This window comes from Klebsiella sp. TF21-TM (genome assembly GCF_019753495.1).
GTDB classification, from domain to species: domain Bacteria; phylum Pseudomonadota; class Gammaproteobacteria; order Enterobacterales; family Enterobacteriaceae; genus Klebsiella; species Klebsiella quasipneumoniae.
Window position 1 is genome coordinate 208,265 of sequence record NZ_JAIJYL010000003.1, and the last position, 14,375, is coordinate 222,639.

Genomic DNA, 14,375 nt, shown 5'->3' on the forward strand with positions numbered 1-14,375 from the left:
CGCAATTCCTCGTTTACGCAGTGAGAACCAGGATGCGAATGATGATGCCCCGCCCGCACGGTGCGGGCGAGGACGATGTTGCAGAGGGTTACAGCGGGAAAAGCGCGCCGGCGGGAAACGCGGATAAAAACCAGGTCACCGCCAGCAGATCGGCGCTACCGCCGGGGCTAAGATGGCGGGCAATCAGATCGTCATCAAACTGGCGCAACGCCTCCAGCCCACCGTCAGCCAGCACGCCGCCCTGCCACAGCAGCCGCTGCGCCTCCTGCTGGACATAGTTCAATCCGGCCAGCCCGCCGCGTGACACCAGGTTGGTGTCATCATTCCATGCCATCAGATGCAGCAGGGTTTGCAGTAGCGCCAGATTGCTGTCGCCGGTCTCCTCCATCATGCGGTTAAAGACCGGTAATGCCTGGGTGCGCACAGTCAGGAATCCGCTCTCCGCCTCGCCGCGGGCGCCGGAGAAGCCGTAACGCAGAAAATGCATCTCGCCTTTGCTCAGCCGTTCCCCACTGGCGGAGGACAATTCCTGCATAACCATGCCGCGACAGAAGCGCGCCACCTGGTCGCAAAGCCGGTGCTGCTCTATCGGCTCGCCTTTCGAGACCAGCCTGCCCGCTGCCGCGCTGAGCAGGCCAAAAGCGAAGATCGCCCCACGATGGGTATTCACCCCGCCGGTGACCTCCAGCATATCGTTCTCGCAGGCCATTCCCACCGGACGCAGCATCATCAACACCTGCTCCGGCGCGACCGCCGCGGTATCGTGGCCCATGATAAAAAACTTCTCCATCCACGGCGCCACCACCGCGGTACTGGCCTCAAACGAGGCCAGATCCATATCCCGGTGCGCGCCAGCGTTACGAATATCCACCAGCCCGGGCTTAGGGGTCAGGCGAACTTCGGTCAACAGCGCGCGCTCTACCGCGCTGACCACCTCTTCGGCGCTCAGTGGTTTTCCGCGTAGCACACGCGGAGGTTGAATTAACACGTCGCTCATGGCCTTTCCCCTCTGCGCTTAGTCGCTGTTTTTCACCTGATGGATCACATCGATGACCGAACCGTCGCGATAGCGGACTACCGCCACCACCCGATCGGTAAATTCGATCGCTTTCGGTTTGCCCGTCAGCAACTCCGCGCGCTGCTGCAGTTCCTCTATGGTCATCAGCGCAATACCAGCGTTGCGTAAATTGTCGATCAGGTCCTGGCGCGCCGGGTTTACCGCAATGCCATGGTCGGTGACCAGCACATCCACGCTGGCTCCCGGCGTCACGCGGGTCAGCACCTTTTCCACGACGCAGGGAATGCGGCCGCGAACTAACGGCGCGGTAATGATGGTCAAATCCGCGCCGGCGGCGGTATCGCTATGGCCGCCTGACGCGCCGCGCAGCACGCCATTGGAGCCGGTCATCACGTTGACGTTAAAGTCGGTGTCAATTTCCAGCGCGCTGAGCATTACCACGTTTAAGCGCTCGCAGGAGGCCCCTTTGGAACCCGGGCTGGCATATTGATTGGTAGAGATTTCGACGTGGTTCGGGTTCTGCGCCAGCGAGCGCGCCGCATCGCCATCGAACGACTGGGTGTCGAGCAGCGTTTTAATCAGCCCTTTCTCATGCAGATCGACCATCGTCCCGGTGATGCCGCCAAGGCCGAAGCTGGCGGTGATACCGTTGCGGCGCATTTTGTCTTCCAGGAAGCGGCTCACCGCCAGCGAGGCGCCGCCGGTGCCGGTCTGCAGTGAGAAACCCTCTTTAAAGTAACCGGAGTGTTCAACCACTTTCGCCGCCTGGCGGGCGATCAGCAGCTCGCGCGGGTTGCTGGTCAGACGAATGGCGCCAGCGGTGATTTTTTCCGGATCGCCTACTTCGTCCACCTGAACGATCAGATCCACCTGATCCTGGGCGATACTGGCCGGGTAGTTAGGGTAGTCCACCCACTCTTCGGTCAACAGCACGACGCATTTGGCATGTTCCGCATCAACGCGCGCGTAGCCCAGCGAGCCGCAGCGCGACTTACCGCTAAAGCCGTTGGCATTGCCAAACTCATCGCAGCAGGGAACGCCGAGGAACGCCACGTCAATAGACAACTCACCGCTTTGGATCAGCTGTACGCGACCACCGTGAGAGTGGATCTGCACCGGATTTTCCATCAGCCCGGCGGAGATCTCCTCGCCGAGCTTCCCGCGCAGGCCGGAGGTGTAGATCTGGCGGATCACGCCGTTTTTAATATGCTCGATCAGCGGCCAGTGAGCGTCGATAAGCGAACTGGACGCCAGGGTCAGATCGCGAAAGCCCATCTCCGCCAGCTTCGCCACCACCATATTGACCACTTTGTCACCGCCGCGAAACGCGTGGTGGAACGAGATGGTCATGCCGTTTCGCAGGCCGGAACGACGGATTGCCGTTTCCAGCGAGTCGCAGATTTTACGCCGCCGCTTTTCCGTCTCACTGGCCAGCCATGGGCTTTTCGCCGTCACGCCGCTGTAAGGGGTCAATCCTTCCGGCATCACATACTGCTGATTGAGCATTGCTACTGTCTCTTTCATCTTATTCCCCTTAATCACGAATACCGGAAGCTGAAAGCGCCACCACTTTGCGCGCGTGGTCGATAATCGGTCCATCGATCATCTTGCCGTTCAGCGACACCACGCCCAGACCGCGCGACTCTGCCTCTTCCGCCGCGGCAATCACCTCCAGCGCATGGTCGACCTCTTTTCGCGTCGGGGCATAGACCTGGTGCAACAGTTCGATCTGGCGCGGGTTGACCAGTGATTTCCCGTTGAAGCCGAGGTTCTTCGCCAGATTCGCTTCCGCGAGGAAGCCCTCTTCATTATTAATATCCGACCACACGACGTCATAGGCGGCGATGCCGGCGACCCGCGCAGCATGCAGCACGGCGCAGCGGGCATAGAACAGCTCAGTGCCGTCGCCGCGGGAGGTGCCCATATCCATAACGTAGTCGAAGGCCGCCAGCGCGATGGCCGACAGACGCGGGCTGGCGCGGGCGATCTCGACCGCGTTTACCACCCCCAGCGCCGACTCGATGGCCGCCATAAGCCTGGTGCTACCCACTTCCCGGCCGCACTCGCGTTCAATCCGCTCAACGTGGGCTTCCAGTTCATGAATATCTTCTTTGCTGTCGGTTTTCGGCAGACGTACCATGTCCACACCCGCGCGTACCACCGCTTCCAGGTCGGCCAGACCAAACGGCGTATTTAGCGGGTTAATGCGCACCACGGTTTCGATATCCTGATACAGCGGATGCTGCAGCGCCTGATACACCAGCAGGCGAGCGGTATCTTTCTCGCGCAGCGAAACGGCATCTTCAAGGTCGAACATCACCGCATCGGCGCCGTAAACGAATGAAGTACTTAACATGGCGGCATTGGCGCCGGGGATAAACAGCATACTGCGACGTGGTTTCATAGCTGGCTCCATTGCAATTGAGACTGTTGCGCCGCGCGCAGGGCCGCAGCCTGAACCCGGGCGCGCAGAACGCACTCCAGCGCCCCTTTATCATCCACCACCACGTTGGCCTGGCTAACGCCGAGCTGCGTCAGGGTTTCTCTGACCACCTGCTCAATCGCATCGCCAAACTGCTGCTTCACAATGCTGTCGATCTCCAGTTGAATGCCCGGCTGCGTCGCCGGCCCAATCCTGACCATCACATCGCTGGACTCCAGCGTGCCGGCCAGGGCGTCAATCTTCATTTCCATAGAGGCAAATCCTTTGTTATGGCGTAAAAATCAGGCGATTTGATGTTCGCTTTCCGCCAGTTGCATCAGAAAAGAGAGGGTTCCCGGCGGCACCAGCGCCGCCACCGCCTGCCAGTTGCGCTGCCGGTACAGTTCGCGCACCCTGGAAGCCGATATCGGCCCGCCGTTTTTTTCGATCCGCGCCAGCTCAACCACTTCAACAGGCGGCGCGTCGCCTGGCGCTGCCAGCAACGCTTTCATACGCTGGTTGTAATGGCGGGTCAGCGAACACAGCGGCTCAGTGCCGACAAAACGATGGGTTATCTTCAGCGCCGGGGCTAAATGTTCGCGGAACAGCTGGAGATCGATCTGGTTGTGGCAGTCGTCCACCACCCCCTGTTCTTTGAGGAAGTAGCCAGGGAAGGTGGCCCGCGAGATGAGGTATGCCGAACCGGGATGCAGCGTTACCTTGTCGATGCCGGCAATCCCTTTTTCGATTAGCGTGTAGCGATCCTGATACGTGAAACGGGAGGCATCCTCTTTCACCACAAACAGGTGTAGCCAGTCGCACTGACGGGCCGCCTGCTCCACCAGCCAGCGGTGGCCGAGCGTGAACGGGTTGGCGTTCATCACGATAGCGCCTATTTTGCGTCCCGGCTGACGGTACATCGCCAGCTGGCGGCAGTAGCGGGTCAGCCGTTCGCGGCTATTTTCCAGTAACACGGCGAGATCGCCGGCCTGCGCGATTGGCCAGAATCCGGCGCCGGCAAAGAGCGCGGCGTTACAGGGCTTAGTGAATAAAAACAGTTCACTGCGCCCCAGCTCGTAGGCCAGGGTGAGTAATTCTGTCAGTAGCTTAAGGCTCAGCCCCTCCCCCTGCAGCGAGGGGTCGATAGCGATGCACTTCAGGACGTTGCTGGCGATGGCGCCGCAGCCGACCAGCCGCTGCTGATACTCGGCGACAATGGCCATTTCGCAATCAGCCTCTAATGAGAGCTGATGCTGACGGAGAAAGAGGTCAATCGCCTCTCGCCGCGATTTATCCTTCCGTAGCAGAACGCGTTTTAATATCAGAGTCATTTTTTAGCGCTTCGTTATTCCAAAACGACCTGTATTTCGCCAGCGTTCGGCTATCGATTCTTGTATTTAAATCACAATTTTTCCCGTCGCTTAATTGGCTTTATGGTTTTTATGTTGTTAATTCATTCAGCATAATAAAAATAATTAAATTAATTAAAAACACGAGTATTCAGTGAAGGTTATCACACCTTAACACTGAATCTATTTATTACTATGCGCTGGTCTTATTACTTCATTGATAAACAGGATAACGTTTATGACTAACATGAGCCAGGCTCCGGCGACGGAGAAAAAGGGCGTAAGCGACCTGCTGGGATTTAAAATCTTCGGCATGCCGTTACCTCTTTATGCGTTTGCGTTAATTACGCTATTACTTTCCCACTTCTTTAATGCGTTACCCACCGACCTGGTTGGCGGCTTTGCCATTATGTTTATTATCGGCGCCATCTTTGGCGAGATTGGCAAACGGCTGCCGATATTTAATAAATATATTGGCGGCGCGCCGGTGATGATCTTCCTCGTAGCCGCTTATTTCGTTTACGCAGGCATTTTTACTCAAAAAGAAATTGATGCAATCACTAATGTGATGGATAAAAGCAACTTCCTGAACTTATTCATCGCAGTTTTGATAACTGGCGCCATTCTCTCGGTTAACCGTAAACTACTGTTGAAATCGCTGCTGGGTTATATTCCGACGATCCTTATGGGGATCCTCGGCGCATCTATCTTCGGGATTATCATCGGCCTGTGCTTCGGTATTTCCGTAGACCGCATCATGATGCTGTACGTCCTGCCGATTATGGGCGGCGGCAACGGCGCAGGCGCGGTTCCGCTGTCTGAAATTTATCACTCCGTCACCGGCCGCTCCCGTGAAGAGTACTACTCCACCGCGATTGCCATTCTGACCATCGCCAATATCTTCGCCATCGTTTTTGCCGCGCTGCTCGATATTATCGGTAAAAAACACACCTGGCTGAGCGGGGAAGGCGAACTGGTACGTAAAGCCTCCTTTAAAGTTGATGATGATGAAAAAGCAGGCCAGATTACCCATCGCGAAACGGCAGTCGGCCTGGTGCTCGCCACCACCTGTTTCCTGCTGGCCTACGTCATTGCCAAGAAAATTTTGCCAAGCATTGGCGGTGTCTCAATCCACTATTTCGCCTGGATGGTGCTGATCGTCGCGGCGCTGAACGCTTCCGGCCTCTGCTCGCCGGAGATCAAAGCCGGGGCCAAACGCTTGTCTGACTTCTTCTCTAAGCAGCTGCTGTGGGTACTGATGGTCGGGGTCGGCGTGTGCTACACCGACCTGCAGGAAATTATCGACGCGATTACCTTCGCGAACGTCATCATCGCTGCGGTAATCGTCGTGGGTGCTGTCATCGGGGCGGCCATCGGCGGCTGGATGATTGGCTTCTTCCCGATCGAATCCGCCATCACCGCAGGCCTGTGCATGGCTAACCGCGGCGGCTCAGGCGACCTGGAAGTGCTCTCTGCCTGTAACCGTATGAATCTTATCTCTTATGCGCAAATCTCCTCCCGTCTGGGCGGCGGTATTGTGCTGGTCATCGCCAGCATTGTGTTCGGCATGATGATGTAACCAACACGCACGATGGCGATGTTTGAGCGTCAACCACAGCGATGCCAGTTAGGGGCCAGAGCCGGGGGCGGCTTCGGGAAATCCCCCCTACTCCTTAGCCGGAAGTATCGTTTGGTTAACCTTCAAACACGCCGTCGTGCCCTTACTTTAGGGTCTTTCAATGACTGAAGCTGTACTGCTGGGTGAAGGCTTCACCCTGATGTGCCTCGGCATGGGGTTCGTGCTGGCGTTTCTGTTTCTGCTGATTTTCGCCATCCAGGGCATGTCCGCCGCCGTCAACCGCTTCTTCCCCGAACCGGCTGCGGCGCCAAAAGCGACGCCACTGCCCGCCGTTGCGCCCGCCGACGACTTCGCCCGCTTAACGCCGGCGATTGTCGCCGCCATTCACCACCACCGCCGTCTTCACCCTTAATTCACGGAGGAATTCATGACCGTTGCCATTACCGATGTCGTCCTGCGCGACGCCCACCAGTCCCTGTTCGCCACCCGTCTGCGTCTCGACGATATGCTCCCCGTCGCCGCTCAGCTTGACGACGTCGGCTACCGCTCGCTGGAGTGCTGGGGCGGCGCCACCTTTGACGCCTGCATCCGCTTCCTCGGCGAGGACCCGTGGGTCCGCCTGCGCGAGCTGAAAAAGGCGATGCCGAAAACCCCGCTGCAGATGCTGCTCCGCGGCCAGAACCTGCTCGGCTACCGTCACTACGCCGACGACGTGGTCGAACGCTTCGTGGAGCGCGCCGTCAAAAACGGCATGGACGTCTTCCGCGTCTTCGACGCCATGAACGACCCGCGCAACATGCAGGCCGCCCTGCAGGCGGTCCGCAGCCACGGCGCCCACGCCCAGGGCACCCTGAGCTACACCACCAGCCCGGCCCACACCCTGCAGACCTGGCTCGACCTCACCGAACAGCTGCTGGAGACCGGCGTCGACTCCATCGCGATTAAAGACATGTCCGGCATTCTCACCCCCGGCGCCGCCTTTGAGCTGGTCAGCGAAATCAAGAAACGCTATGACGTCAGGCTGCACCTGCATGCTCATGCCACCACCGGCATGGCAGAGATGGCCCTGCTGAAGGCCATTGAAGCCGGCGTCGACGGCGTCGATACCGCCATTTCCTCGATGAGCGCCACCTACGGCCACCCGGCCACCGAAGCGCTGGTGGCCACCCTCGCGGGTACTGAGCACGACACCGGGCTGGATATCCACAAGCTGGAGAGCATCGCGGCGTATTTCCGCGAGGTGCGTAAGAAGTACCACGCCTTCGAGGGCCAGCTGAAAGGCACCGACAGCCGTATCCTCGTCGCCCAGGTGCCGGGCGGGATGCTCACCAACCTCGAAAGCCAGCTGAAGCAGCAAAATGCCGCCCACCGTCTGGATGAAGTGCTGGCGGAAATCCCCCGCGTGCGCGAGGACCTCGGCTTCATCCCGCTGGTCACCCCGACCTCGCAGATTGTCGGCACCCAGGCGGTGCTCAACGTGCTGACCGGCGAGCGCTATAAAACCATCGCGAAGGAGACCGCCGGTATTCTGAAAGGTGAATACGGCCGCACCCCGGCGCCGGTGAACGCCGCCCTGCAGGCCCGCGTACTGGACGGCGCTGAAGCCATCACCTGCCGCCCGGCGGACCTGCTGAAGCCGGAGCTGGCGCAGCTGGAAGCCGATGTGAAGCGCCAGGCGCGGGAGAAGAATATTCAGCTGGCGGAGAACGCCATCGACGACGTGCTCACCGTGGCCCTGTTCCCGCAGCCCGGCCTGAAGTTCCTAGAAAACCGCCATAACCCGGCGGCCTTTGAACCGGTGCCGCAGGTGGAAGCCGCGCAGCCTGCTCCTGCCCCGGTAAAAGCTGCCGCCTCCGGTATCTACACCGTGGAAGTGGAAGGCAAAGCCTTTGTGGTGAAGGTCAGCGACGGCGGCGACGTCAGCCAGCTGACGGCGGCCACCCCGTCTTCCGCACCGGTTCCTGCCGCCGCCCCGGCCGGCGCCGGCACCCCGGTCACCGCGCCGCTGGCGGGCACTATCTGGAAAGTGATTGCCGGCGAGGGCCAGACGGTGGCCGAAGGCGAGGTGCTGCTGATTCTGGAAGCCATGAAGATGGAGACCGAAATCCGCGCCGCCCGGGCCGGGACCGTCCGCGGTATCGCGGTGAAAGCCGGCGATGCGGTGGCGGTCGGCGACACCCTGCTGCAGCTGGCGTAACGACGAGGAGCGGAAATGGAAAGTCTGAACGCCCTGATTCAGGGGATGGGGCTGATGCACCTGGGGTTCGGCCAGGCGGTGATGCTGCTGGTCAGCCTGCTGCTGCTCTGGCTGGCGATTGCGAAGAAGTTCGAGCCGCTGCTGCTGCTGCCGATTGGCTTCGGCGGCCTGCTGTCGAACATCCCGGAGGCCGGCCTGGCGCTGAGCGCCCTGGAGAGCCTGCTGGCCCACCACGACCCGGCGCAGCTGGCGGTGATTGCCGCGAAGCTCCACTGCGCGCCGGACGTCCACGCCATTAAGGAGGCGCTGGCCCTGGCCCTGCCGTCGGTGCAGGGGCAGATGGAGAGCCTGGCGGTGGACATGGGCTACTCCGCCGGGGTGCTGGCCATCTTCTATAAGGTGGCGATTGGCTCGGGCATCGCGCCGCTGGTGATTTTTATGGGCGTCGGGGCGATGACCGACTTCGGCCCGCTGCTGGCCAACCCGCGGACCCTGCTGCTGGGGGCGGCGGCGCAGTTCGGTATCTTCGCCACCGTCCTCGGGGCGCTGACGCTGAACTACTTCGGCCTGATTTCGTTCACCCTGCCGCAGGCGGCGGCCATCGGCATTATCGGCGGCGCCGACGGCCCGACGGCCATCTACCTGTCGGGCAAGCTGGCGCCGGAGCTGCTGGGGGCCATCGCGGTGGCCGCCTACTCCTACATGGCGCTGGTGCCGCTGATCCAGCCGCCGATCATGAAGGCGCTGACCACGGATAAGGAGCGGAAGATCCGCATGGTGCAGCTGCGCACGGTGAGTAAGCGGGAGAAGATCCTCTTCCCGGCGGTGCTGTTGCTGCTGGTGGCGCTCCTGCTGCCGGACGCCGCGCCGCTGCTGGGGATGTTCTGCTTCGGCAACCTGATGCGCGAGAGCGGGGTGGTGGAGCGGCTGAGCGATACGGTGCAGAACGCGCTGATCAACATCGTGACCATCTTCCTCGGGCTGTCGGTGGGGGCCAAGCTGGTGGCGGACAAGTTCCTGCAGCCGCAGACCCTGGGGATCCTGCTGCTGGGGGTGATCGCCTTCTGCGTGGGGACCGCCGCCGGGGTGCTGATGGCGAAGCTGCTGAACAGGTTCAGTAAGAACCCGATCAACCCGCTGATCGGTTCAGCCGGGGTGTCGGCGGTGCCGATGGCGGCAAGGGTGTCGAACAAGGTGGGTCTGGAAGCGGACGGGCAGAACTTCCTGCTGATGCACGCGATGGGCCCGAACGTGGCGGGGGTGATCGGCTCGGCGATCGCCGCCGGGGTGATGCTCAAGTACGTGCTGGCGATGTAGGCCGGCGTCCTCCCCGGAGGCGTGGCCGTTGCCCCGCCTCCGGGTCAGGATTAACAACGCCCCTTTGCCATCGATCACTTTTCTGAAATTAGCGGTTCTGTGCGCCATCTGCGGGTTCTCGGGCCGCGAAACGGGGAAACTAATCATTTAATGTCTATTGGCGCTATGTATACCCGAAAAATCACCCACTGGTTTGCCAGGCGATCGTTTCAGAATCGCATCTTCCTGCTGATCTTATTCACCTCGACGATCGTTATGCTGGCGATGTCATGGTATCTGACCGACATTACCGAAGAGCGTCTGCATTACCAGGTCGGGCAGCGGGCGCTGATTCAGGCAATGCAGATTTCGGCGATGCCGGAGCTGGTCGAGGCGGTTCAGAAACGCGACCTCGCCAGAATCAAAGCGCTTATCGACCCCATGCGTTCGTTCTCCGACGCCACCTATATCACCGTCGGTGATGCTAACGGCCAGCGCCTCTATCACGTCAACCCTGATGAAATCGGCAAATCGATGGAGGGCGGCGATAGCGATGAAGCACTATTAAACGCGAAAAGCTACGTGTCAGTGCGCAAAGGCTCGCTGGGCTCCTCGCTGCGCGGTAAATCACCGATTCAGGACGAGACCGGCAAGGTGATCGGCATTGTGTCGGTAGGCTATACCATTGAACAGTTAGAGAACTGGCTCAGCCTGCAGATAAGCTCGCTGCTGATCCCGATGGCGATCATGTTACTGCTCCTGCTCTACTGCGCCCGCCGCTTCTCGTTGCATATCAAAAAGCAGATGCTGAATATGGAACCCCAACAGCTGTCGCAGCTGTTGATCCAGCAAAGCGTATTGTTTGAATCCGTGTTCGAAGGGCTTATCGCCATCGACTCCCGTTACAAGATCACCGCGATTAATCAGACTGCCCGCCGGTTGCTCAACCTGAGCCAACCGGAAACGACGCTTATCGGTAAAGGGATCAGCAGCGTGATTTCGCAGGAGGCTTTCTTCTACGATGCGCCGCAGACCAATAAAAAAGACGAGATCGTCACCTTCAATCAGATCAAAGTGATCGCCAGCCGGATGGCGGTGATCTTAAATAATGAGCCACAGGGCTGGGTGATCAGCTTTCGTAGTAAAGACGATATCAACACCCTCAGCCTGCAGCTTAGCCAGGTACAACAATATGCCGATAACCTGCGCGCCGTGCAGCATGAGCATCGCAATCTGATCTCCACCATCGCCGGCCTGCTGTTTCTTAAACGCTACGATCATGCGCTGGATCTGATCCAACAGCAGTCGGAAAGTCACCAGAAGGTCATCGATTTTATCGCGCGTAATTTCCAGGACAACCACCTGGCCGGGCTGTTGATCGGCAAATATTACCGGGCCAAAGAGCTTGGACTTGAGCTGATTTTCGATCCGGCCTGCTTCGTCGACAGATTACCCACCGCCCTTTCTCACAACGAATGGATCTCGATCGTGGGGAATCTGCTTGATAATGCCTACAATGCCAGCCTGCAACAGCCGCAGGGCTCAAGGCAGATAGAGTGCCTGATCAACAGTGACGGCCACGAGGTGATTATCGAGGTCGCCGATCAGGGATGCGGCATTGACGAGACGCTGCGCGATCGGATCTTCGAGCGCGGCGTCACCAGCAGCGTCAGCAAAGATCATGGCATCGGACTCTGGCTGGTTCGCAGCTACGTGGAACAGGCAGGCGGCAGCATCGTCGTCGAAAATAACATACCTTTTGGCACCATCTTTACTCTTTATATTCCCCTGACCCGAGATGAACATCATGGATAGCATCACCACTCTTATCGTTGAAGACGAACCTATGCTGGCGGAGATCCTGGTGGATAACATCAAACAGTTTCCCCAGTTCGACGTCATTGGCATTGCGGATAAACTCGAGAGCGCCAGGAAACAACTCAGACTGTATCAACCGCAGCTGATCCTGCTGGATAATTTCTTACCTGACGGCAAAGGTATCGACCTGATCCGCCATGCGGTCAGTACCCATTACAAGGGGCGGATTATCTTTATTACCGCTGATAATCATATGGATACCATCAGCGAAGCACTGCGCCTGGGGGTGTTCGACTATCTGATTAAGCCGGTGCACTACCAGCGCCTGCAGCACACCCTGGAGCGCTTCGCTCGCTATCGCAGCTCGCTGCGTTCCAGCGAACAGGCCAGCCAGATCCACGTCGATGCGCTGTTTAATATTCAGGCTCGGGAACAGACGGAACCGGCCAGCGCACCGCTACGCGGGATTGATGAAAGCACCTTTCAGCGCGTACTCCAGCTGTTTGCCGACCCGGCGGTGGTGCATACCGCCGACTCGCTGGCGCGTATCCTTGGCAGCAGCAAAACCACCGCCCGCCGTTATCTGGAACAAGGGGTGAAGAACGACTTTCTGGAAGCGGAAATCAGCTACGGCAAGGTTGGTCGACCGGAGCGTATTTATCGCGGCAAACAGACCTCCCCTGAGCAGGTCTGAAACGTTTACGCCAGGGAATAGCTGACCACCAGCTGCCCCTTCTTCATCTTAATCTGACTGATAAGAATGTCGCCCAGCTCCGCCAGGCGGGCGACATGTGTGCCACCGCAGGGATAGGCGGGCAGTTCGCCAAACCCCACCATGCGCGAACCCTCAGCGAAGATCACCTGACGCGGGAGGTCCTGCGCCTGCCATGCCTTCACCTGGCTCAGCAGCGCGCTGGCGTCGGGTATCACGGCGTGGTTCCCGCCGGTGAAAGCGATCCGCCCCTCGCCAGGCCAGTGGTGCGCTTTCACCGGTTGCCAGCCAAGCTGTTCGCCCGCCAGGCCAAGCAGGTGGCCGGCGGAATGCAGGCGGGCATGCAGGTGTCTCGCGGAGGCATCTATTCTCATCTCCACTTCACCGAGGGGAAGCGGTTGCGACAGAATATGCAGCACGCTGTCGCCGCGCACAACCACCGTCTCAACGGCCTGTCCGGCAATCCAGCCGCGATCCGCCGGTTGACCGCCCCCTTGCGGGTGAAACAGCGTCCGATCCAGTTCGATGGCGTAGCGGCCATCCGCTTCAGCGGTGCAGGCGATGATCTGGGCGCGCCCATCGGTAGCGTCGCTGGTGTAATAAACCCGTTCAGTCATAGTGATTCTCCTCTCTGTCCGCCCAGTATATTATTAATACCGACAGCGATAATCCTATCACCAGCCAATGCACTCTTGCTCCGGGAGCACAAATGAATCTCAGCCTCCTGCCCGACCTTGCCCTTTTCGTCCAGATCGTCGACCAGGGCAGCTTCTCCGCCGTCGCCCGCCAGAGCGGCATTACCCCTTCCGCCGTTAGCCGCAGCGTGTCGCGGCTGGAGCGAGAGATGGGCTGCAAACTGCTGCAGCGTACCACCCGCAAGCTGCGTCTGAGCGATGCCGGGGAAATGGTGTATCAGCATGCCCAGCAGATGCTTGAAGCGGCGCGACAGGCGATGAATTCCGCCGGCAGTCGCCAAACGGTCGCCCAGGGAAAGCTGACGCTCAGCGTACCGAAAGCCGTCGGCCGCTTCGTGATCCATCCGCTGATGATGGCGTTTTTTCAGCGTTACCCGCAGGTTGACGTCTGCCTGCGGCTGGAAGATCGCCCTCTGGATTTTATCGATGACGGTATCGATCTGGCGTTACGCATCACCGATACCCCCTCGCCCGGTCTGCATGGCAAACCGTTGATGCCAGTCACGCACGTTATCTGCGCCACTGAGGTCTATTTACAGCGCCACGGTATGCCGCGCACGCCGCAGGAACTGCGCGCGCACAGCTGCATCAGCCTTGGCGAAACGCCCGCCGACGCGCGCTGGAAGTTCCGTCGGGAAGGGAAAACCGAAACGGTGCAAACATACGGGCGGTACGCCGCCAACCATACCGCCGTGCGCCTCGACGCGGTCAGGCAGCATTTAGGGATCGGCAGCCTGCCGCTGTTCACCGCCCGCGAGGCGCTGGCGAATGGCGACATCGTGCAGGTGCTGCCCGAATGGGAATTTATCAGCAGCTACTCTGGCGATCTGTGGCTGCTCTGGGCGGGAGATAAGCATATGCCCGCCAGAATGCGGGCGATGATTGATTATCTCAGCGAGACGGTGCCGGCGCTGAACGCAGGCAGCATAGCGCCAGCGAAATAACCGCAAACCACGGAATGATAACCCCCAGCACGAACCAGAGCCCGGAGCGGCCGATATCATGCATCCGCCGGCAGCCGATCGCCAGCAGAGGGAGAGTCATCAGCAGCAACCACAGCGCAGCAAAGGGAATAACAACAAAACTGAGGATGCCGTATTGAGGGTTAAAGCTGGTTGCCAGCCACCAGACGGCCAGCGGCGCGCTGGCGATCAGTAGATTGATAAGAAAAAACGTCCAGAACTGCTGTCGGCTGGCCCGGCCGCTAAAATTAAAGGTCTCTTTCCAGCCGCTTAAATACGCCTGTCCATAGGTCATTGCCTCTCTCCATGAGAATAACGTCACTGGTC

Annotated in this window: 14 protein-coding genes; 7 read left to right on the forward strand and 7 right to left on the reverse strand. The window is 59.5% G+C overall.

Annotated elements, in window-relative coordinates; translation table 11 throughout:
- Positions 1–88: 88 nt before the first annotated feature.
- Genes citG through citC form a run of 5 tightly spaced genes read right to left on the reverse strand, consistent with a single transcriptional unit; the run spans position 89 to position 4,771 of the window.
- Positions 89–997 (reverse strand): triphosphoribosyl-dephospho-CoA synthase CitG, encoded by a 909-nt coding sequence (gene citG / locus K5R89_RS04480; RefSeq protein WP_032453157.1) that lies wholly within the window; start codon positions 995–997, stop codon positions 89–91.
- A gap of 18 nt (positions 998–1,015) precedes the next feature.
- Positions 1,016–2,542 carry a citrate lyase subunit alpha gene (gene citF, locus K5R89_RS04485; RefSeq protein WP_032429096.1) on the reverse strand — a complete coding sequence of 509 codons (1,527 nt, stop codon included), beginning with the start codon at positions 2,540–2,542 and terminating at the stop codon, positions 1,016–1,018.
- Between the two features lie 10 nt (positions 2,543–2,552).
- A complete protein-coding gene (citE, locus tag K5R89_RS04490) occupies positions 2,553–3,422 on the reverse strand; it encodes a citrate (pro-3S)-lyase subunit beta (RefSeq protein ID WP_023291941.1) in 870 nt (289 codons plus the stop codon).
- A complete protein-coding gene (citD, locus tag K5R89_RS04495) occupies positions 3,419–3,712 on the reverse strand; it encodes a citrate lyase acyl carrier protein (RefSeq protein WP_023291940.1) in 294 nt (97 codons plus the stop codon). The genes citE and citD overlap by 4 nt, the downstream gene beginning before the upstream one ends.
- 30 nt (positions 3,713–3,742) lie before the next feature.
- Positions 3,743–4,771, reverse strand: coding sequence for a [citrate (pro-3S)-lyase] ligase (gene citC / locus K5R89_RS04500; protein WP_217219910.1), 1,029 nt, complete (start codon positions 4,769–4,771; stop codon positions 3,743–3,745).
- Positions 4,772–5,027: 256 nt separating this feature from the next.
- Between citC and citS the strand changes: the two genes are divergently transcribed.
- The 6 genes from citS (at position 5,028) to K5R89_RS04530 (ending at position 12,373) form a co-directional block, all read left to right on the forward strand.
- A complete protein-coding gene (gene citS, locus K5R89_RS04505; protein WP_064155367.1) occupies positions 5,028–6,368 on the forward strand; it encodes a citrate/sodium symporter CitS in 1,341 nt (446 codons plus the stop codon).
- Between the two features lie 160 nt (positions 6,369–6,528).
- Positions 6,529–6,780, forward strand: coding sequence for an oxaloacetate decarboxylase subunit gamma (locus tag K5R89_RS04510; RefSeq protein ID WP_048296656.1), 252 nt, complete (start codon positions 6,529–6,531; stop codon positions 6,778–6,780).
- Between the two features lie 15 nt (positions 6,781–6,795).
- Positions 6,796–8,565: a sodium-extruding oxaloacetate decarboxylase subunit alpha gene (oadA, locus tag K5R89_RS04515; protein ID WP_087827545.1), complete on the forward strand. Its 1,770-nt coding sequence runs from the start codon at positions 6,796–6,798 to the stop codon at positions 8,563–8,565.
- A gap of 15 nt (positions 8,566–8,580) precedes the next feature.
- Complete coding sequence (locus K5R89_RS04520; RefSeq protein WP_023291143.1) at positions 8,581–9,882, forward strand: oxaloacetate decarboxylase subunit beta; 1,302 nt, start codon at positions 8,581–8,583, stop codon at positions 9,880–9,882.
- Between the two features lie 165 nt (positions 9,883–10,047).
- On the forward strand, positions 10,048–11,676 hold the full coding sequence (locus K5R89_RS04525; RefSeq protein ID WP_086075196.1) for a sensor histidine kinase: 1,629 nt from the start codon (positions 10,048–10,050) through the stop codon (positions 11,674–11,676).
- Positions 11,669–12,373 carry a response regulator gene (locus K5R89_RS04530; protein ID WP_048296651.1) on the forward strand — a complete coding sequence of 235 codons (705 nt, stop codon included), beginning with the start codon at positions 11,669–11,671 and terminating at the stop codon, positions 12,371–12,373. The genes K5R89_RS04525 and K5R89_RS04530 overlap by 8 nt, the downstream gene beginning before the upstream one ends.
- 5 nt (positions 12,374–12,378) lie before the next feature.
- Here the strand turns inward: K5R89_RS04530 and K5R89_RS04535 are convergent, their stop codons facing one another.
- Positions 12,379–13,008, reverse strand: coding sequence for a hypothetical protein (locus tag K5R89_RS04535; protein ID WP_082226081.1), 630 nt, complete (start codon positions 13,006–13,008; stop codon positions 12,379–12,381).
- 92 nt (positions 13,009–13,100) lie between these two features.
- Here K5R89_RS04535 and K5R89_RS04540 point away from each other — a divergent pair, with 92 nt between their 5' ends.
- A complete protein-coding gene (locus K5R89_RS04540) occupies positions 13,101–14,030 on the forward strand; it encodes a LysR family transcriptional regulator (RefSeq protein WP_087827546.1) in 930 nt (309 codons plus the stop codon).
- Here the strand turns inward: K5R89_RS04540 and K5R89_RS04545 are convergent.
- Entirely contained in the window at positions 13,978–14,343 is a 366-nt protein-coding gene (locus K5R89_RS04545; RefSeq protein WP_049014574.1) for a DUF805 domain-containing protein, read from the reverse strand. The genes K5R89_RS04540 and K5R89_RS04545 overlap by 53 nt on opposite strands.
- Positions 14,344–14,375: the final 32 nt, after the last annotated feature.